This is a genomic window from Nocardioides flavescens (genome assembly GCF_009823805.1).
GTDB classification, from domain to species: domain Bacteria; phylum Actinomycetota; class Actinomycetes; order Propionibacteriales; family Nocardioidaceae; genus Nocardioides; species Nocardioides flavescens.
Window position 1 is genome coordinate 125,611 of record NZ_WUEK01000011.1, and the last position, 19,643, is coordinate 145,253.

Sequence of the window (19,643 nt, forward strand, 5' to 3'; positions counted from 1 at the left end):
TGTCAGTGACTCTCGGAGACCCGCGCCCCACCGGAGCGACCGCCCGGCCGGCCGCCGGAGCGACCCCCGCGGCGTCGGCCGCCACCGGCCTTCGCCGCGCCGGAGCCACCGGCGCCGTTGCCTGCCGAACCGGAGCCCGAACCGCCGCGACGGCGACGCGGCGGGCGCGAGCCGCCGGTCTTCGCACCGTTCCCGGCACCGGCCTTGCCGCTGCCCTGCGCGGGAGCGGCGGGAGCCTCGACGAGGCCACCGGCGACGAGCGTGCGCTCGCCGGGGGCCAGGTCGGCCAGCACCGGGTGGCGGGGCCCGTCGACGCGCGTGATCGTGGGCTTGATGCCCGCGGCGCGGGTCAGCGAGCGGACGTCGCCGACCTGGTCCTCGGTCATCAGCGTGATGACGGTGCCGGCCGCGCCGGCGCGGGCGGTGCGCCCCGAGCGGTGCAGGTAGGCCTTGTGCTCGGCCGGCGGGTCGGCGTGCACGACGAGCGCGACGTCGTCGACGTGGATGCCCCGCGCCGCGATGTCGGTCGCGACCAGGGTCGTGGCCCGGCCGCTGTGGAAGGCGTCCATGTTGCGGGTGCGCGCACCCTGGCTGAGGTTGCCGTGCAGCTCGACCGCGGGCACGCCGTGCCGGTTGAGCTGACGCGCGAGCGCCTTGGCGCCGTACTTGGTGCGGGTGAAGACGACCGTGCGGCCCGGCGCGCTGGCGAGGTCGACGAGCACCGGCACGCGCTGCTCACGAGCCAGGTGCAGGACGTGGTGGTCCATGGCCGCGACGGGCGACTGGGCCGAGTCGGCCTGGTGCGTGGCGGGGTCCTGCAGGAAGCGGCGCACCAGCACGTCGATGCCGTTGTCCAGGGTGGCCGAGAAGAGCAGCCGCTGACCGCCCCTGGGCGTGGCGTCGAGCAGACGGCGCACCGCCGGCAGGAAGCCGAGGTCGGCCATGTGGTCGGCCTCGTCGAGCACGGTCACCTCGACGGCGCCGAGGTCGCAGTGGCCCTGGGCGATGAGGTCCTCGAGGCGGCCGGGGCAGGCGAGGACGATGTCGACGCCGCGCTGCAGGCCCTGGACCTGCGGGCCCTGGCCGACGCCGCCGAAGACGGTGCGCGAGGTCAGGCCGGCGGCCGCGGCGAGCGGGGCGAGCGACTCCTCGATCTGACCGACCAGCTCGCGGGTCGGAGCCAGGATCAGCGCACGGGGGCGGCCGGCGCGGCGGGGGCGGCCCGAGGCCTGCAGCCGCGCGACGAGGGGGAGGAGGAAGGCGTAGGTCTTGCCCGAACCGGTGCGACCGCGGCCGAGGACGTCGCGTCCGGCCAGCGAGTCGGGCAGCGTCGCTGCCTGGATCGGGGTGGGGTCGGTGATGCCGCGCGTCTCGAGGACGGCGGCGAGGTGGGCGGGGACGCCGAGGTCGGCGAAGGAAGGCACAGGTTGACGCTCTCGGTGGAGGTGTCTCACCAGACGGTGGCCACGAGGTGGCCGGCCGCGCGGGTCACCGCGCGGGAGCAGGTCCGAGGCAAGACTGGACGGACCGCTCTCCTATTCTAGGAGCGCAGTCCGTCCGATCCCGCATCGTGACGGTGGGTGCTACTTCTTGAACGCGTCCTTGATGTCCGAGACGGCGTCCTTGACCTTGTCGCCCGCGCTCTTGGCCTTGGCCTCGGTCTGGTCGGCACGGCCCTCGTTCTTGAGGTCGTCGTTGCCGGTCAGCGAGCCCGCGGCCTCCTTGGCGCGGCCGCCGAGGTCCTGGGTCTTGTGCTCTGCCTTGTCGTCGATAGCCATGTCCAGACGGTTGCCGCGCCGACTGCGGGCAAACCTGGTCGGGCCCGGTCTCAGCGAGGAATCAGGGGCGGGCCGCGAGCTCCACGAACCTCGACAGCACCCGCGGCGGCTCGGTCACGACGGCCGCGCGGGCGGCGGCGACGAGCGAGGCGCCCTCCTCGGGGCGGTAGTAGCCGAAGTCGCGGTAGATCTCGATGCGCCCGACGATGCCGTCGACGTCGAGCTCGGGGTGGAACTGCGTCGCCCAGACCCGGGTGCCGATCCGGAACGCCTGGACCGGGCAGGTCGGCGACCCGGCGAGGCGTACGCCGCCCCGCGGGAGCCGCGCCACGGCCTCCTTGTGGCCGACGAACGCGCTGAACGTCTCCGGCAGGACGCCGAGCAGCGGGTCGGCGCGCCCCTCCTCGGTGAGCGTCACCTCGACCGCACCGATCGGCTCGGGGTGGCTGCGGTCGACCACGCCGCCGTCGAGCTGGCCGAGCGTGCCGACGCCGTAGCAGGCACCGAGGAACGGGGAGTCGGCGTCGACGACCTGGCGCGCCAGGTCGCGCAGCCGGGCCTCACCGCGCAGCTGCGCCGGTGTCTTGAGCGCCTCGGGGTCGCTGACGTTCCACGGACCACCGCCGACGACGATCCCCGACCAGTCGTCGAGGTCGAGCGGGCCCAGCTCCTCGCGCTCGAGGCGCACCCGGCGCAGGTCGCGCTCGTCGAGCCCGGCGCAGCGCAGGACCGCGGCGTACTCGTCGTCGGCCGCGGCGTCCTCGGCCCGGATCGCGAGGAAGAGGAACGGCCTCACGACTGCACGGCGACGCCGCGCTCGATCAGCCCGTCGACGTCGTCGACGCCCCACGCGGCGAGGGCCTCACGGGTCTGCGCGCCGGCCTCCGCGGGCGGCGTGGTGAGGCTCGGCTGCGTGCGGGAGAAGCGCGGCGCCGGCGCGGGCTGCACCAGGCCGTCGCGCTCGACGAAGGTCTCGCGGGCGACGAGGTGGGGGTGCTCGGCGGCCTCGCTGAGCGTGACGATGCCCGCGACGCAGGCGTCGGTGCCCTCGAAGACGGCGACCCACTCGGCCATCGTGCGCTGGGCGAAGGTCTCGGCGAGCAGCGAGCGGAGCTCGTCGTAGCGGTCGAGGTCGGCCTGGCCCGGCGCCGTCCCCTCCAGGCCGAGCGTGCGCATCAGGGCCGCGAAGAACTGCGGCTCGAGCGCCCCGACGGACACGTGCCGGCCGTCGGAGGTCTCGTAGACGTCGTAGAACGGCACCCCGCCGTCCAGGAGGTTGACCCCGCGCCGCTCCTGCAGCGAGCCGCCGGCGAGGAACGCCGAGGTCATGGCGTTGAGGTGCGCCGTGCCGTCGACGATCGCGGCGTCGACGACCTGACCCCGTCCCGACGTCCTCGCCTCGAGCAGGGCGGCGAGGACGCCGACGACGAGGTAGGTCGAGCCGCCTCCGAAGTCGCCGACGAGGTTGGTCGGGAAGTGCGGCCGGGCGGGGTCCTGCCCGAGGCCGAACAGCGCGCCGGCGACCGAGACGTAGTTGATGTCGTGCCCGGCCGCGTGGGCCAGCGGCCCGTCCTGGCCCCAGCCGGTCATCCGGCCGTAGACGAGCCGCTCGTTGACGGCGTGGCACTGCTCGGGGCCGATGCCCAGGCGCTCGGCGACACCCGGGCGCATCCCCTCGACGAGCACGTCCGCGCCGCGGACCAGCTCGAGGACGACCGCCGCGGCCTCCGGCTGCTTCAGGTCGAGGGCGACGCTCGGGCGACCGCGGTTGAGCAGCATCGCCGGACCGCCGGCGAGCGGCGTACCGCCGCCGGGGCGCTCGACCCGGATCACGTCGGCGCCGAGGTCGGCGAGCAGCATGCACGCGTGCGGACCCGGCCCCAGTCCGGCGATCTCGACGACCCGGACCCCGCGCAGCGGACCGGTGCCCTGTCCCAGCTCGACAGCCATGCGCGGCAGCATCGCAGACGGCCGGTGCGGAAGGTTCCTCTCACCCCTGCGGATGCAGGTGTGGCCCGTGAGTGGACGGGTATGCTCCGACCATGATTCTCGGGGGGATCAAGCCTGCCAGTGCCCACGCGTCGAGGCCTCGCCCGCGTCCCAGCGTGCCTCAGGCCGCGGAGACCGCGTCCCGTCAGTAGGCCCCCAGCACACGTCGGTGCTGCAATGACCGGGTGAGCAGCGACCGGGCGAGCCTGATCCGAGACCTGAGCGACGAGGAGGCCCGCGCGGCCCTCGTGCTGAAGTGGGGCGACACCGAGCCCGGCACCATCCCGGCCTGGGTGGCCGAGATGGACTACGAGGTCGCGCCGGTCGTGCGCGAGGCGGTCGCCGCCGCGGTCGAGCGCGGCGTCCTCGGCTACCCGCCGCTGGACCGGGCGGGCGGGACCGTCGCCGAGGCGTACGCCGGCTTCGCGCAGCGGCGGTACGGCGCCACGGTCGACCCCGCGCACGTGCTGCTGACCGCCGACGTCACGGTCGGGGTGCGGGTCGCGCTGGAGGTCCTGAGCGAGCGGGCGCCGATGGTGCTGCCCGTTCCGGCGTACGACCCGCAGCACGGGCTGGGGAAGGTCACCGGTCTCGAGCAGTGGTCGCTGCCGGTCGACCTCGACGGCGACGACTACGCCCTCGACCTCGACGAGCTCGACCGGCTGCTGGCCCGCGGCGCCCGGACCCTGCTGCTCACCCAGCCGCACAACCCGGCCGGCCACGTGCACACCCGGGCCGAGCTCGAGGGCATCCGCGACGTGGTCACGAAGCACGGCGCGCGGGTGGTCAGCGACGAGATCCACGCGCCGCTCGTGCTGCCGGGTGCCGAGCACGTGCCCTACCTCTCGCTGGAGGGCACCGCCGACCACGCCGTCGCGGTGGTCTCGTCGTCGAAGGCGTTCGGCGTCCCCGGGCTCAAGTGCGCGCAGATCGTCACCGGCGACGACGCCACCCGCGACAGGCTGGTCGACACGCCGTTGGCGCACAACGACTCGTGGGGCTCGCTCGGCGTGGTGGCCGCCGAGGCGGCGTACGCCCACGGCGACGCGTGGCTCGACGCCCTCGTCGAGCGCCTCGACCAGCAGCGCTCGCTGCTGCGCAGCCTCCTCGCCGAGCACCTGCCCGAGGCCCGGACGTGGCCGCTGGAGGCGACCTACCTGGCCTGGGTCGACCTGCGGGCCTACGGCCACGACGATCCGGCCGCGCCGATCCGCGCCGGCGGGGTGCGGGTGACCCCCGGTGCGGCGTACTGGCCGGGGCTGGCGGGGTTCGTGCGGCTCAACATCGCGACCTCGCCCGAGCGGCTCACCGAGATCGTGCGCCGGATGGGCGCAGCGCTGGACTGATCCCCGAACGCGCCTGCGCGCGCCGTGCCGGAGCACGACGCGCGCAGGTGGTGGGGCGAGAGGTCAGCGGGTGAGCCGGACCTTCGTCGTGGTGGTGCTCCCGTCGGCGAGGGTGATCACCAGCGAGCCCTTGACCCTGGGCTTCTTCGCCAGCAGGGTGCGGGCGCGCTTCTTCAGCTTCACCTTGACCATCGCGGAGTCACCGGCCGCGACCGAGAAGGACCCGGTGCCGACGACCTTGCCGCCCACCTTCAGCGCCACCGTGCCGGTGCACGCGGCACCGCCCGGCGGGCAGACGACCTCCATCTTCGCGGCGCGCCGCTTCTTGACCGCGTCGACCTTCGTCGAGCCCAGGACCGGCTGGGCCAGTGGCGGGGTCGTCGTGACCGGCGGGACCACCGGGGTCACGGGCTGGGTCGTCGGCGGCGTCTCGCCCGGGGTCTCGACCGGAGCGTCGAGGTTCTTGATCCGGACGTTGCGGAAGAAGACGTCGTCACCGCTGCCGTGGGTCTGCAGACCGATGTACGACGGCTCCGTCATCCGCTTCGGGTCGGTGTTGGTGAAGTCGTTGACCAGCGTGCCGTTGAGGTAGACCCGGATCCGGTTGCCCTCGACCCTGATCTCGTAGGCGTTCCACTCGCCGTCCGGCTTCAGCGCCGCGTCGCGCGCCGCCAGGTCGGCCGACTGGAAGTTGTAGATCGCCCCCGTCGTCTTCGAGTCCGCGTCGGTCGAGTCGATCTGGATCTCGTGGCCCAGGTCGATCGGGGTCTGCGAGGAGCCCTTCGGGTCCGGGAACCCGACGAAGATCCCCGAGTTGTCGTCGCCCGGCTTCATCCAGTCGAGCTTGAGCGAGTAGGCGTAGTCGATCGGGTCGTTGTGGACCATGAGCCCGAAGTCGCCCACCGACTTGATGGAGCAGTCGGCCTGGCCCGCGAAGCGACCACCACCGGCGTGCGTCCAGTTCGCCAGGCTGGCCCGGGTGCCGTCGAAGAGCGCCTTGTAGCCCGCCTCCGGGGTGACCGGCTGGCAGCTCGCGAGCGGGTCCGGGGTCGCCGGGGGCTCGCTGAGCGTGAAGGAGTCGAAGGACGCCCTCTCCTTGCCCGTGCCGTTGTACGCCGCCAGCCCGACGAGCGGGTTGGACAGCCCGGCGACGCCGAGCCCGTCGCCGATCGGCACCCAGGTGGTCCCGTCGTCGACGGAGTAGGCGCCGCGCAGCAGCTCACCGTCCGACCACATCCGCAGCGTGATCGCCTGCTGCTGACCGTCGACGAGCTTCGCGTTCTGGTAGGCGAGGTTGCCGTTGGTGACCCGGCCGAGCTCGGTGACCCACCCGTTCTGCGGGTGACGCATCACGACGACCTTGCCGTAGTTGCCGTTGTCGCCCCAGACCAGCAGGCCCGCCTGGAGGTAGTCGTCGCTGCCGTCGACCGAGAGGGTCGTCTCGGTCATCCAGGTGCTGGTGTCGCCGCCGACGACGGGCTGCAGCACGAGGTTCTTCGCGTCGGTCTGCGCCCCGCTGAGGTCACCGGACTTGGCGTCGATCTCGAGCTTGCCACCGCTGACCCGGTAGCCGGACGCGTCCTCGTTGAGGACGTTGGTCCAGCGGCAGGTGTCGAGCGCGGTGCCGTCGAAGGTGTCGTTCGGCGAGGCCACCGGCGTGCAGGCGACCGGGGCGGGCGCCTTCACGTCGAGGGCGTCGAGGTTGACGTTGCCGTCGTCCGAGGTGCCGTAGCGGAGCGTGACCGCGTTGGCCCCCACCTTCAGCGGGACGGTCCCGGTCCAGGTGCCCCACGTCTTCCAGCTGCCGGTCGGCGGGAGCTGGATCGTGCGGGCGGTGCCGTTGACCTCGAGCGTCATCCTCTTGGTCTGGTCGGGCTGCGGGTTGGGACCGTTGGCGTAGCGCAGCGTCACCGCGTGGTCGCCGGCGACGGTCGCGTTCACCGACACCGTGGTGCTGGCGCCGGCCTTCTCGATGCCGGCCACGAAGCCCGTGCCGGAGAAGCCCGCGTGCTCGGTGTCGACCTTCGCGCCGCCGGCGAGCGTGCCCTCCTCGAGCTCGTAGCGGGTGCCGCCCTGCGGGGTGACGTCCATCCGGTCGAGGTTGACGTTGCCCTGGTCGCCCTCGTCGTAGCGCAGCGCGACCGTGTTGGCGCCCGCCTTCAGCTCGACGGTGGTGCGGAAGGTCCCGTAGGTCTTCCAGGTGCCCGTGCTGGGCAGCGTGATCTGCTGCTTCACGTCGTTGACCACGAGCGAGACCGTCTTCGGGCCCTGGAACGGGTTGGGGCCGTTGGCGTAGCGCAGCGACAGGTCGTAGGTGCCGGCCGCGTCGGTCGTGACGGCGGAGACGACGCCCGCGCCGGCCTTCTCGAAGCCGCCGACGTAGCCCCCGCCGCTGAAGCCCTCGTGCTCGGTCTGCACGTTGGCGGTGCCGAGCAGCTGCTGGTCCTCCTGCTCGTAGACGCCCTTGGCCGCCGGCGGTGCGACGTAGCCGGGGTAGGAGTTGAGCGTGTACCAGGCCTCGGTGGAGTAGAGCGAGTCACCGTCGGCCGAGGTGAACGGGCGCGGCGAACGGATGTGCACGACGCGGTCGGGGCGCAGGCCGTCGATCGCGAGGGTCACGGACCGGCCGTCGGCCGAGGCCGTCGCCGAGGTGACGGTCAGGGTCTGCTCGTCGACCTTCGGGCCGCCGTACTGCGCGGTCGGGCGGTAGCCCCACTGCTTGACGGTGTACTTCGTCGCGAGGCTCGCGAGCGTGGCCGCGCTGACCGGCTCGGTGTAGGTGACCCGGAAGCCGCCGGGGACGACCTCCACCGACTTCATCTCGAACGGCGCAACGCCGGTGGGCGTGAGCTTCTGCAGGCCGTAGGTGAGCTTGCCGGCCTGCTCCCAGTTGCCGCCACCGCCGATGCCGCCGGTGATGAGCATGCCGCCGTCGCCGAGGAGCACCTCGTTGACGCCGGCCTCGAGGCCCTGGGTGCCGCGGAAGACCGCGCCCTGGTACTCGCCGTCGACCTTCTCGAGGAAGGCGCGCTGCAGACCGCCGTAGGTGACGTCGCCGATCATCATCTGGCCCGCGAAGGGCTGACCCTCCGGGATGAGCACCGGGGTGCTCGGCGAGTTGGCGATCTCGTTCTGCGGCAGCCACAGGACCGGCTTGCTGACCGGGTTGGACTGGAACGGGCCCGCCGGGGTGGTCATGTGGTTGAAGAAGCGGTCCTGCTTGATCTGGACCAGCTTGTTGGCCGGGAGCCAGCCGCCCTGGTTGTCGGTGACGAAGGTGCCGCCCTCGGGGCCGAAGCCGATGCCGTTGGGGGTGCGCAGGCCGCCCGCGACGATCTTCATCTCCTTGGTCTTGGCGTCCACGGTGATGCTGTCGCCGCGCAGCTGCTTGCCGTCGACCAGCGGAGCCGGCTGAGGCGTGGTCGTGGCACCGCCGTAGTCGATCGCGACCGACAGGTTCAGGTGGAACTTGCCGTCCTTGTAGAGCAGGCCGAAGGCGAACTCGTGGAAGTTGCCGCTGGTCGGCACCTTCCAGAAGGTGGCCTTGGGTCCGTCGAAGGTGCCGTCCGTGTTCTCGTCGACGAAGGTGCTGATCTGGTCCTTCTCGGCGACGTAGTACTCCGGGCGGCCGTTGCCGTCCACGTCGACGACCGCGACGCCCTGCGGCTCGCGGAGCTTGCCGGCGAGCTCCTTCACCGTGACGCCGCTGGGGCCGGTGGCGGTCTTGACCCCGGTCAGGCGGTAGAGCTTGCCCTCCGACGTCTGGTTGACCGGGTCGCCGGTGCCGCCCCAGGTGGTGAGGATCAGGTCGTCACCGTCCCAGGCCATGCCGGTGACCTTGGGCTGGAAGCCGTCGGGGCGCAGGTTCGTCACCTCGTAGGCCGGGTTGACGCCGTCGAGCTGCAGGCCGTCGCCGGGCGAGTCCTGCGCGCCCTCGCACTCCTTGTTGCCGGGAGCGACGACGCGGGTGACCTTGTCGGGGGTCGAGAGCACGGAGGAGGGGACGACCGAGAACGCCGTGTCGCCGGGCTTCTTCCAGCTGAGGGTCAGGCGCTCGCCGCCACCCGCCTCGAAGTGCTCGACGAGGAGCGAGTGGGCTCCCGCGGTCAGCGCCTTGCTGGCGGTCTTGGGCTCGTCACCGTGCAGTCCGTCGTGGTCGAGCACGACCTGGTCGTCGATCGACATCCGCGAGCCGTCGTCGCTGCGCAGCTCGAACTGGTAGGTCCCGGCCGTCTCGACCGTGAGCGTCGCGATGGCCTGGGTGATGAACCTGTCCGGGAAGGTGTCGGCGCCGAAGTCGGCCGGGCTCTTCCAGTCGATCGTCTGCTTGAGCTGGTCGACGCTCGGCGTCTGGCCGCTCTTGAGGGTGCACAGGTTCGTCAGCGAGTAGGGCACCTGGTAGACGCGCATCGTCACGCCGGGCACGTGGCCGGTCGGGACGGCGGCGGGGACGACCGCCGCGGCGACGGCCGCGGTGGCCGGGGCCGCGGTCGCGGCCAGGACGCCGGCGCCGAGGGCGGCGGCGAGTCCGCCCGCGAGGAGCCGTCGGGCTCCCCGCGCGGGCGGGTGGTGAGGAGTGGGCGACACGGAGGGGTCCTTCCGGAGATATGACAGCCATCACACGGAGTGCGTTCGAATTATGGCGGCCGTCACAGGACTTTTGTCTAGCCCTCGGTCGAAACTATTTCTGTCGTTCTTGGCCTGACGCCTGTCGCGGAGTGGTACGGCGGCTCACCGCACCACCCCCGGGGGTGGTGACCGCGCCCGCGGACCGCCCGGGCCACCAGTTGTGCCGCCCGAGCAGGCTCATCGAGGCGGGCAGGAGCAGGCCCCGCACGACCGTCACGTCGAGCAGCAGAGCGACGGTCATGCCGATGCCGATCTCCTTGACCGCGACGAGCTCGCCCAGTGCGAAGCCGAGGAAGACGATGCCGATGCAGACCGCCGCGGCGGTCACGACCGGGCCGGTCGCCGTGAGGCCCGCCAGCACGGCGCGGTCGTTGGCGGCGCGGGAGTCGTCGCGCCGGCGGTCCCACTCCTCGCGGATCCTCGAGAGCAGGAACACCTCGTAGTCCATCGACAGACCGAAGACGAAGACCGAGAGCAGCAGCGGCGAGGTCAGGTCGACCGCACCCCACGGCTCGAAGCCCAGCACACCCGAGCCCCAGCCCCACTGGAAGACCGCGGTCATCACGCCGAACGTCGCCGCCAGCGTCAGCAGGTTGAGCAGCACCGCCTTGAGCGGCACGACGACCGACCCGGTGAGCAGGAGCAGCAGCACGAACGTCGGCAGGAGGACGAGCAGCACGGCGAGCGGCAGGCGGTCGAGGGTCTCCCTCTTGGCGTCGACCAGCTCCGCGGCGGGTCCGCCCACCCGCAGCGTGAGCCCGCCCTCCCCGAGCGCGCGCACGTCGCGCACCAGCTGCTGCGCGACCGGACCCGCCTGCGCGCCCCGCGGCACCACCTCGACGCGGGTCACCCCCTCCAGGTCGTCGCGGAGGAACACCTCGTCGGTCCCGGGCAAGCCCTTCAGCTGCGTGAAGAGCCGCTGCAGCCGGGTGTCGGTGGCGTCCTGGTCGACGAGGACCGTCAACGGCAGCACCGCCTCGTCGAAGCCCGCCTCGACCACCTCCGCCGTACGCCGCTCCTCGCTGCCGGGCGGGAGCGCCGAGGCGTCGGAGTTCGCGAGCCGCAGCTGCAGCGCCGGCGCGGCCAGCACGAGGAGGCCGACCCCGCACAGCGAGGCCACCACCGCGGGGCGGCGCTGCGCGGTGGCGGCGAGGCGGGCGAGCAGGCCCGGCGTGCCCCGACGACGGGGCCACCGCGGGCGCGCGCGCAGGTGCCGGTGGGTGACGGCGATGAGCGCGGGCACCAGGGTCAGCCCGACGACGGTGGCGACCAGCACGACGATCGCCCCGCCCAGCGCCATCGCGGCGAGCAGCGGGTCGGCGAAGGCGTGCAGGCCGACCATCGCGGTGACCACGGCCAGCCCCGACACCAGCACGGCCGTGCCGGCCGAGGCGGTGGTGCGGGCCAGCAGCGTCTCGAGGTCGGCCTTCCGGTCCCGCGCCGCCTCCTCGCGGAAGCGGAAGACCATGAGCAGGGAGTAGTCGACCGCCAAGCCGATGCCGAGCAGCGTGACGATGTTGACGGCGAACTCACTGACGTCGACGACGCGGGTCAGCGCGACCAGCGCGACCAGCGTCGTCGCGATCACGGCCACGGCCGCGGCCAGCGGCAGCGCGGCGGCGCGCACGCCGCCGAGGACCATCACCAGCGCGACGCACAGGAAGCCCAGGGCGACGACCTCGCCGCGCACGGTGTCGGCGATCGCCTGCTCGGCGAAGCTGCGCTGCGCCAGCAGCTCGCCGCCGACCAGCACCTGCGGGACCTCGACCGTGCGCAGCAGGTCGGCCACCTCGTCCGCCACGCGGAGCGCCTCGTCCTCGTCGAGACCCAGGTCGAGCTCGACGACCACCAGCGAGCTGCGGCCGTCGTCACCGATGACCCCGCCCGCCGTGTAGGCGTCGCGCACCTCGGCGACGCCGTCGATCTCGCGCACCGCGAACATCACCCGGCTCGCCTGACTCACCAGGTCGGTGGCGCCGAACTCTCGGCCGGACAGGACCGCGACGACCGTCTCGCCCTCCGGGTCGAGGCGGTCGACCGCGGCGGCGACCTCGCTCGACTCGACCCCAGGGCGCTCGTTGTCGAGCGTGGTCGTCCGGTCGTAGATCGCGCCGCCGGCCACGCCGCCGACCAGGGTCAGCAGCACCCAGACCGCGAGCACCAGGTGGCGCCACCGGGTGATCCAGGCTCCCCACGCGTGTCCGAGCCGCACGCGGGCGAGTGTCGCACGGGTCACACGACATCTTCAGAAGTGGTGCTCTGGCGAGGTGCTCCCGGGCCCACTTCCGCCGGTCATCCGACAGAACGGCGGCGCCGCGCTCGACCGGGGGCGGAGCGAGGCCACCGTGCGAGAATGCCGCCATGTGGAAGCCCGGCCCGTCGGCGGCACAGTCCTCGGCGCGGAGGCCGTGACGCTCCCGCCGGCCGCGGGTCCCCCGGGTGCCGGGGACCTGCTCACGCTGATGCTCGACGGCCAGCCGCGCACCCGCGCGGAGCTCATCGAGCTCTCCGGGCTCGCCCGCTCGACCGTCGCGGGGCGCATGGACGCGCTGCTGGGTGCCGACCTGCTGCAGCCCGGGGGCCAGAGCCGCTCGACGGGTGGACGGCCGCCCACGACGTTCGTCTTCAACCCTCTGGCCCGCCTCGTGCTGGCCGCCGACTTCGGGGTCAGCCACGGACGGGCCGCGCTCACCGACCTCCACGCCAGGGTCCTGCACGAGGAGGTCGCCGAGCTCGACATCGCCGACGGGCCCGAGGCCACCCTGGGGTGGCTCCTCGAGGCGGCCGACCGGCTGCTCGCCTCGGCGGGCCGCGAGCGCGCCGACCTCGCGGGGGTCGGCATCGGCCTGCCGGGCCCGGTCGAGCACGAGACCGGGCGCGCGGTGAAGCCGCCGATCATGCCGGGCTGGGACGGGTTCCCCGTCGGCGACTGGGTGCGCGAGCGCATCGGGGCGCCCGTGCTCGTCGACAACGACGTCAACCTGATGGCGCTCGGCGAGCACTCGGTGGTCTACCCCCACGTCGAGCACCTGGTCTTCGTCAAGATCTCCACCGGCATCGGAGCCGGGATCATCAGCGGCCGGCAGTTGCATCGCGGCGCCCAGGGCTCGGCCGGCGACCTCGGTCACGTGCAGAGCCCGCGAGGCGGCGACGTCCAGTGCAGCTGCGGCAACACCGGCTGCCTCGAGGCGATCGCCGGGGCGCGCGCGATCGCGCACGAGCTCGACCGCACCCAGCTCCGCGGCGCCGACGCGAGCCGGTTCGTCCGCGAGCAGCTCGTGCGCGGCGACCGGCAGGCCGTCGCCGCGATCCGGCGCGCGGGCCGCGACATCGGCGAGGTGCTCGCCTCCTGCGTCAACCTGCTCAACCCGTCGGTGGTCGTGCTGGGCGGTGCCCTGGCTCTCAGCGGCGACGCCAGCCTGCTGGTCGGCGTGCGCGAGGTGATCTACGCCCGCTCGCTGCCCCTGGCGACCGGCGAGCTGAGCGTCGTACCGTCCCAGACCGGCGAGCACGCCGGTGTGATCGGGGCGGCGACCATGGCGGTGCAGCAGTTCCTGCACCCGCGCTCGGTCGACGCGCTGCTCCAGCAGACCGCGCAGCAGGTCAGCCCTGCGGGGGCAGGACGCGCCTGAGGAACTGCCGGGTGCGCTCCTCGCGCGGCTCGACGAGCAGCTGGGCCGGCGGGCCCTGCTCGAGGATGCGACCGCCGTCGAGGAAGCACACCGTCGAGGCGACCTCGCGGGCGAAGCCCATCTCGTGGGTCGCCAGCACCATCGTGGTCCCGCGCTCGGCGAGGTCGCGCACGATCGTCAGCACGTCGCCCACGAGCTCGGGGTCGAGCGCCGCGGTGATCTCGTCGAGGAGCAGCAGCTCCGGCTGGGTGCACAGCGCGCGCACCAGGGCGACGCGCTGCTGCTGGCCCCCGGAGAGCCGGTCGGGATGCTTGTCGACGTGCTCCTCGAGACCGAACTGGGCGAGCAGCTCGCGGGCACGCTGCTCCGCCTCGGCCCGCGGGGTGCCGTGCACCCGGACCGGGGCGAGGGTGCAGTTGGCGAGCACCGACAGGTGCGGGAAGAGGTTGTAGGCCTGGAAGACCATACCGACGCGCTTGCGCACCTCGCCCGGGTCGATGCCCGGGTCGGTGATCTCCTCGCCGTCGAGGCGGATCACGCCGTCGTCGACCTGCTCGAGCAGGTTGAGGCAGCGCAGCAGCGTCGACTTGCCCGAGCCCGAGGAGCCGATCAGGCACACCACGTCGTGGCGCTGCACCGTGAGCGAGATGTCGTCGAGCACCACGCGCTCGCCGTAGGTCTTGCGGAGGTCGGTGACCTCGAGGAGAGGACTGGTCCCCGGCTCGGACATCACAGGGCCCCCGCCCGCTCGCGCTCCATCCAGCGCCGCTGCAGCCAGTCGCACCAGCGGGCCAGCGGGATGGTGATGACGACGAAGAACGCCGCCACGACGACGATCGGGGTGTAGTTGAAGTTGAAGTTGGCGTAGTTGCGCGCCGCGAAGAGCGCGTCGAGGGCACCGGCCGCCGAGACGAGGGCGGTGTCCTTCTGCAGCGAGACGAAGTCGTTGAGCAGCGGCGGCACCACGCGGCGCACGGCCTGCGGCACGACGACGAACCGCATCGCCTGGCCGCGGCTGAGCCCCAGCGCGGCCGCGCTCTGCACCTGGGAGGGGTGGATCGAGTCGATGCCGGCGCGGAAGACCTCCGCGACGTAGGCGCTGTAGGAGACCACCAGCGCCACCCCGCACCAGAAGAGCGGGTCGATCGGCAGACCCTGCAGGTCCAGCGCGGGCATGCCGAAGGCGAACAGCACGATCAGCAGGATCGTCGGCACCCCGCGCACGACGTCGGTGTAGAGCACCGCCAGCGCTCGCACCGGCACCAGCCACGGCGAGCGGGCCTTGCGGGCCAGCGCGATGGCCAGCCCCGCGACCAGGATGAGCGGCTGGCAGATGAGGAACAGCTTCACGTTGATCCAGAAGCCGTGCAGGATCGCGTCGAAGGACTCCCGGGCGTGGAAGGAGTCGAAGAACGTCTCGCGCACCCGCGGCCAGCCCGGGGTGCTGCGGATGCCGACGACGAGCACCACGAAGACCAGCGCGGTCAGCCCGGAGGCGAGCAGGATGCGCCGCGTGCGCTGGCGCCGGCGTACGTCGCGCCGCTGGAGCTCGCGCTCGCTCGGGGTCCAGCCGTCGGTGCGAGGGGTGGTCTGCCCGCTCACTGCAGGACCGGGACGTCCACCTCGTCGGAGAGCCACTCCTGCTCGATCTGGTCGAGCTGGCCGCTGCTGCGCAGGGCGTCGAGCGCCGCGTCGACGCAGGGCACGAGCGGGCTGTCCTTGGCGAAGAGCATGCCGAACTGCTCCTCCGAGCCCGCCGCGGGCTGGAACTGCCCGACGATCGTCGAGCCCTTGATCTCGGCGGCGGTGATGTAGAACGCCGTCGGCAGGTCGGCGACGATCGCGTCGACCTGGCCGTTGAGCAGTGCCTGCTTGGCGGCGTTGGTGTCCTCGAAGACGGCCGGCTGCTCGTCGGCGCCGATCACGTCGGTGATCGCGCTCAGCGAGGTGGTGCCGGTCTGCGCGCCGAGCTTGTAGCCCTTGAGGTCGGCGAGGCTGGTCGCGCCGGCGACCGGGCTGTCGTCGAGCGCGATGATCGCCTGGGCGGCGGAGTAGTAGCCCTCGGAGAAGGAGACGACCTTCTCGCGCGCCGGCGTGATCGAGATCTGGTTGATGTCGAAGTCGAAGTCCTTGGCGCCCGGCTTGTAGGAGGTGTTGAACGGCACCGTCACCCACGAGACCTGGTCGGGCGTGAAGCCCATCTGCTCGGCCACCGCGTAGGTCACCGCCGACTCGAAGCCCTTGCCGTTGGTCGGGTCGTCGTCGACGAACCACGGCTCGTAGGCCGGCTTGTCGGTGCCGACGGTGAGCGTGCCGGCGTTGAGCAGCGGCAGCTGGTCGACGGCGCAGTCGTCGGCCGCGGCGCTCTCGCTCGACCCGGCGCTCGCACTGCCGCTCGTCTCCGGGGTGCTGCTCGTGGAGCTGCTGCCCGAGGCGCTCTCGCCGTCGTCGGCCGGGGCGCAGCCGGCCAGGGGCAGCAGGGCGAGGGGGACGAGGGGGAGCAGTCGCAGACCGGTACGCACGCGCATGGGCCTGATCGTAGAACGGTCAAGCACCGCCGCCCGCTTCGCCGCAGTGCGGCGGACAGGGCAGCCCCGGCGCGCGCTCAGAGCTCGAGCAGCCGCGAGGGCACGAAGCCGGGCTCGCGCTCGGCGGCGCGGGAGCGCAGGTCGTCGAGGTCGGCCTGCCAGGTGTGGCCGGAGTCGGTGCGGCGCAGGACGTAGCCGAGGCCGTGGGTGCGGTACGTCGTGGCGCCGGCGGCGCGCACCGCGGCGATCAGCTCGGCGTCGACGTGGCGGCGCACCGAGCGGAACCCGCCGACCGAGCGGAGCAGGCCGCGCTCGAGCATCAGGGTGCCGCCCGCGACGAACTGGCGGTAGACCTCGCTGGGCTGTCCGAGCCGCAGGGTCTCGTCGGTGGGCTCGAGGTAGTAGGCGTCGTCGGGCATGCCGACGAGCTCGGCGCCCGAGAACGCGCGGGCCAGCAGCAGGTCGGCGACCGCGTCGGGGGCGTACCAGTCGTCGTCGTCCATCTTCATCACGACGTCGCCGCTCGCGGCGGTCACCGCGGCGTGGAGCACGTCGCCGAAGAGCGCCTCGGACGGCTGGGGCAGCACCTGCACGCAGTGGGGTCCGACCAGCTCGCGCACCCGCTCGACGTCGGGCTCGAAGCCGTGCGGGGCGAGCACCAGCTCGAGCTGCTCGACGCAGCGCTGGCGCGCGACCTGGCCGACCGCGTGCTCGAGCAGGTCGGGGCGGCGCGTCGCCATCACGACCGAGACGGCCGGCTGCGCGGCCACCCGCACCCCGGCGGTCGCGGCGACCCGGGTGCGCCAGGCGGCGGCGGCGTACGTCGACAGCGCGGCGCGGCGCAGCACCACGCTGTGCTCCTCGCGGGCCCGGTCGTCCTCGAGGTCGACGGGCGCGGTCATCGCGCGCACGACGTCGGGACCGAGGTGGGCCTCGACCCGCGGGCGCAGCGTCTCGGCGACCAGCGGCACGCCGGCCATCGCCAGCCCGGCCATCACGCGGGCGGCGAGCAGGGCGCTGGCCTGAGGCAGGTCGGCGCGCACCCCGCGGGCGGCGCGGCAGCGGCGCACGAGGGCCTCGGTGGGGCCGCGGCCCCAGTCGAGCGCGGCGAGGTCGAGCACCGGTTCGGGGGCCTCGCGGACGAAGCCGACAGGGTTGAGCACCCGCTCGTCGAGGGGACCGAGCTCGAGGAGCGGGTCGGGGTCGGTGACGGTGCCGGCGATGTGGACCGGATCGGCGGCGACCTTCTCGCTCGCCTCCCCCGGCAGCACGACCCCGTGGCGACCGGCGTGGTCGGGCCACACCGACTGGCGACCCAGCTCGTCGACCACGCGCTGCACCGAGACCGCGGCGGCGAAGCGGAGCACGACCAGCCAGCCGCCGTCGACCGCGCGCGAGCGCACCATCGTGAGGGCGGGCCACTCGGGCCGCGGGGTGAGCGAGAGCGCCGAGGTGCCCTCGTCGAGCCAGACCGCGAGCGCCGCCGTCCGGGCGCCGGAGGCGACCCGCATCGCGCGCAGCTCGCCGCGGTCGCGCACGGCCACCGCCACCCGGTCGTAGCGCCCCGGGGCGACCTCGCCGTCGGGGCCGATCACGACCTGGGTGTGGGGCGCCTCGGCGAGGAACGCGTCGACCGCTGCTCCGGGCCCCATCAGGCGCGCTGCGCTTTCCTCGGGCGCACGTCCTCGGGCAGCTCGAGGCGGTGGGTCAGCGGCCGCGGCTCGAGCTGCATCCAGGTGCGGGTGACGTAGTCGACGACGTGCACCCCGGGCGGCGCCTCGATGCGCTCGAGCCCCTCGACCTCGTGGCCGCGACCCTCGGCCAGCGCGCGGTGCACCTCGAGCTCGCGGGCCTTGCGCGGGGCGCGGGCCGGGTCGAAGTCGGTGTCGCTCCAGTGGGCGAACTCGTCCTGGTCGAGCCACTTCAGCTCGACGCACATGCCCTCGGGGGCGACGATCCGCTCGCTGGTCGGCGGGAACTCGCGCACCTCCCACTCGAACGCCTTCACGAACGTGTAGTCGGGCCCCATCGGGTAGACCCACGGCTCGAGGAACCGGTAGCCGAGGTCGAGCCAGGCCACCGACTCGCTCTCCACCGACATCGGGTGGCGCGGGATCGCGACGACGGCGTCGGAGTCCTCGAGCTGCCAGGTCAGGTCGCGCAGCAGCTCGACGCCCTCGGCGCTGAGCACCATGTCGCCGTCCCACTTCATGGAGTACGCCGTGCGCACGTGGCTGAACGACCAGTTGTAGAAGTGAGCCAGCGAGTGGACCGAGTCCGGCGGCTCGGCGAGGTGCTCGCGCCCGGCGCGGGCGACGCGGTGGGGGTAGCTCTCGACGGTGAGCCGGTCGCCCGCCCCGTGCCGCTCGGCGACCTGGCGGGCCACGTCGGCGGTGCCGTCGGTGGAGAGGTTGTCGACCACGACGACGTGCGTGACCGCGTCGAGCATCGGCGGCAGCACCCAGGGCAGGTTGCGCGCCTCGTCCTTGACCCGCAGCACCGCGGTCAGGCCCGGCTCGAGCGGGCCGTCCTCCCAGGCCCAGCGGACCGAGTAGTCCCTCACTTGCCCATCACCCGGCGGATGCGCTGCTTCGCCCCGTCCGGCACCATCGCGCGGAGCCCGGTCTGCGGCGCCGGAGCCGGGCGGGCCTGCTCGCGCCCCTCGGCCCGACCCTCGCGGCGCGCGGCCACGACGCTCGACTGGGCGACGGCCTCGGCCTCGTCGTAGAAGTCGGTGTAGGCCGCACGGACCTGGTCGAGCTGCGCGTGCACCGCGGTGGTGTCACCGTCGGGCCTCGCGATGGCGGCGAGCCCGTCCCAGGTCTCGTCGGCCAGCTCGCGCAGCCGGGCCGGGACCGGCACGTCGTCCCACGTGGTCTGCACCCGGCGCAGCCCCGGGTCGATGAACTGGTGCACCGCGCGGATGGAGTTGGCGCTGGCCTCGCGCACCGCCCGCAGGTCGAGGCGCTGGCCGAGCTCGAAGACGGGGACCGTCCAGTCGGAGAGCAGGTCGTCGTAGTGCACGAACGCCCGCGTCGAGCCGCGGGTCGCCCGCTCGGTGTGGAGCATCATGTTGACCCACGCCGCGGTGCGCTGGACGTGGCTGAAGTCCTGGGTGGCCTGGGAGTAGTAGCGCGCCTTGCTCCCCACCACCTCGGTGACCGGGCGCAGCATGGTGACGTACGACGCCTGGGCGTCGCAGCGCAGCGCCGCGGCCTTCCAGAGTCCGACGAACCAGGCGAGCCGCGGGTCCTTGACCACCAGCTCCTCGACGGCCGGCTCGTCGCCGACGGCGGGGCGGAAGTGGGGCTCGAGCCACTCGGTCAGCCGAGCGCGGGTGATGCCCGACGTGCTGGCCTTGCTGGTCTCGTACCACGCCGAGGGGCGGGCGTCGGAGACCTGCACGTGGTGGCGCTGCAGCAGCTCGTGGTGGAAGTCGACGACCCACTGCGTCTCCGCGAACCCCTTGGGGTTGGTGTCGTCGGCGCGCACCTCCGGCTGCGGCACGTGCGCCCCGAGCGCCTTCAGCGCCCCGGCCATGGTGCTGGTGCCGCTGCGACCGCTGCCCACCACGAAGACCACGCGTCGCTGAGTCACGTCGGCAGCCTAGGTGCGGGTGAGGCGGAAGGCCCACCCGGTGGTTGAGGAAGGACGAAGTCCTGTCTCGAAACCACTCTCGCAGGTCGGAGTGGTTTCGAGACGGTCGCTAGCGCGACCTCCTCAACCACCGGGGTGGCGCGA

The 19,643-nt window shown here is 73.2% G+C and carries 14 protein-coding genes; 2 read left to right on the plus strand and 12 right to left on the minus strand.

What is annotated here, in order from left to right; translation table 11 throughout:
- Nucleotides 1-2: 2 nt before the first annotated feature.
- The 4 genes from GRQ65_RS17055 to GRQ65_RS17070 form a co-directional block, all read right to left on the minus strand.
- Entirely contained in the window at nt 3-1,424 is a 1,422-nt protein-coding gene (locus GRQ65_RS17055) for a DEAD/DEAH box helicase (RefSeq protein WP_160879200.1), read from the minus strand.
- A gap of 159 nt (nt 1,425-1,583) precedes the next feature.
- Nucleotides 1,584-1,778, minus strand: coding sequence for a CsbD family protein (locus tag GRQ65_RS17060; protein ID WP_160879201.1), 195 nt, complete (start codon nt 1,776-1,778; stop codon nt 1,584-1,586).
- 61 nt (nt 1,779-1,839) lie between these two features.
- Nucleotides 1,840-2,574, minus strand: a complete 735-nt coding sequence (locus tag GRQ65_RS17065; protein WP_160879202.1) for a glutamine amidotransferase — start codon at nt 2,572-2,574, stop codon at nt 1,840-1,842.
- Nucleotides 2,571-3,728: a CaiB/BaiF CoA transferase family protein gene (locus tag GRQ65_RS17070; protein WP_160879203.1), complete on the minus strand. Its 1,158-nt coding sequence runs from the start codon at nt 3,726-3,728 to the stop codon at nt 2,571-2,573. The genes GRQ65_RS17065 and GRQ65_RS17070 overlap by 4 nt, the downstream gene beginning before the upstream one ends.
- A 224-nt stretch (nt 3,729-3,952) precedes the next feature.
- Between GRQ65_RS17070 and GRQ65_RS17075 the strand changes: the two genes are divergently transcribed.
- A complete protein-coding gene (locus GRQ65_RS17075; protein WP_160879204.1) occupies nt 3,953-5,113 on the plus strand; it encodes an aminotransferase class I/II-fold pyridoxal phosphate-dependent enzyme in 1,161 nt (386 codons plus the stop codon).
- Between the two features lie 63 nt (nt 5,114-5,176).
- Here GRQ65_RS17075 and GRQ65_RS17080 read toward each other — a convergent pair whose 3' ends face one another.
- Nucleotides 5,177-9,700 (minus strand): 3-keto-alpha-glucoside-1,2-lyase-like domain-containing protein, encoded by a 4,524-nt coding sequence (locus tag GRQ65_RS17080; RefSeq protein ID WP_160879205.1) that lies wholly within the window; start codon nt 9,698-9,700, stop codon nt 5,177-5,179.
- 94 nt (nt 9,701-9,794) lie between these two features.
- Nucleotides 9,795-11,954, minus strand: a complete 2,160-nt coding sequence (locus tag GRQ65_RS17085) for an MMPL family transporter (protein WP_160879206.1) — start codon at nt 11,952-11,954, stop codon at nt 9,795-9,797.
- A 151-nt stretch (nt 11,955-12,105) separates the two neighbouring features.
- On the opposite strand from GRQ65_RS17085, the gene GRQ65_RS17090 reads away from it, so the two are divergent.
- Nucleotides 12,106-13,374, plus strand: a complete 1,269-nt coding sequence (locus GRQ65_RS17090) for an ROK family protein (RefSeq protein WP_337191815.1) — start codon at nt 12,106-12,108, stop codon at nt 13,372-13,374.
- Here GRQ65_RS17090 and GRQ65_RS17095 read toward each other — a convergent pair.
- The 6 genes from GRQ65_RS17095 to GRQ65_RS17120 form a co-directional block, all read right to left on the minus strand.
- A complete protein-coding gene (locus tag GRQ65_RS17095; RefSeq protein ID WP_160879207.1) occupies nt 13,346-14,104 on the minus strand; it encodes an amino acid ABC transporter ATP-binding protein in 759 nt (252 codons plus the stop codon). The genes GRQ65_RS17090 and GRQ65_RS17095 overlap by 29 nt on opposite strands.
- On the minus strand, nt 14,104-14,976 hold the full coding sequence (locus tag GRQ65_RS17100) for an ABC transporter permease subunit (RefSeq protein WP_160879208.1): 873 nt from the start codon (nt 14,974-14,976) through the stop codon (nt 14,104-14,106). The genes GRQ65_RS17095 and GRQ65_RS17100 overlap by 1 nt, the downstream gene beginning before the upstream one ends.
- Complete coding sequence (locus GRQ65_RS17105; protein WP_160879209.1) at nt 14,973-15,902, minus strand: ABC transporter substrate-binding protein; 930 nt, start codon at nt 15,900-15,902, stop codon at nt 14,973-14,975. The genes GRQ65_RS17100 and GRQ65_RS17105 overlap by 4 nt, the downstream gene beginning before the upstream one ends.
- 77 nt (nt 15,903-15,979) lie before the next feature.
- Nucleotides 15,980-17,554, minus strand: a complete 1,575-nt coding sequence (locus tag GRQ65_RS17110; protein ID WP_160879210.1) for a glycosyltransferase — start codon at nt 17,552-17,554, stop codon at nt 15,980-15,982.
- Nucleotides 17,554-18,465, minus strand: coding sequence for a hypothetical protein (locus GRQ65_RS17115; RefSeq protein ID WP_160879211.1), 912 nt, complete (start codon nt 18,463-18,465; stop codon nt 17,554-17,556). The genes GRQ65_RS17110 and GRQ65_RS17115 overlap by 1 nt, the downstream gene beginning before the upstream one ends.
- Nucleotides 18,462-19,499 carry a sulfotransferase family protein gene (locus GRQ65_RS17120; RefSeq protein ID WP_337191816.1) on the minus strand — a complete coding sequence of 346 codons (1,038 nt, stop codon included), beginning with the start codon at nt 19,497-19,499 and terminating at the stop codon, nt 18,462-18,464. Before GRQ65_RS17120 ends, GRQ65_RS17115 begins: the two co-directional genes overlap by 4 nt.
- Nucleotides 19,500-19,643: the final 144 nt, after the last annotated feature.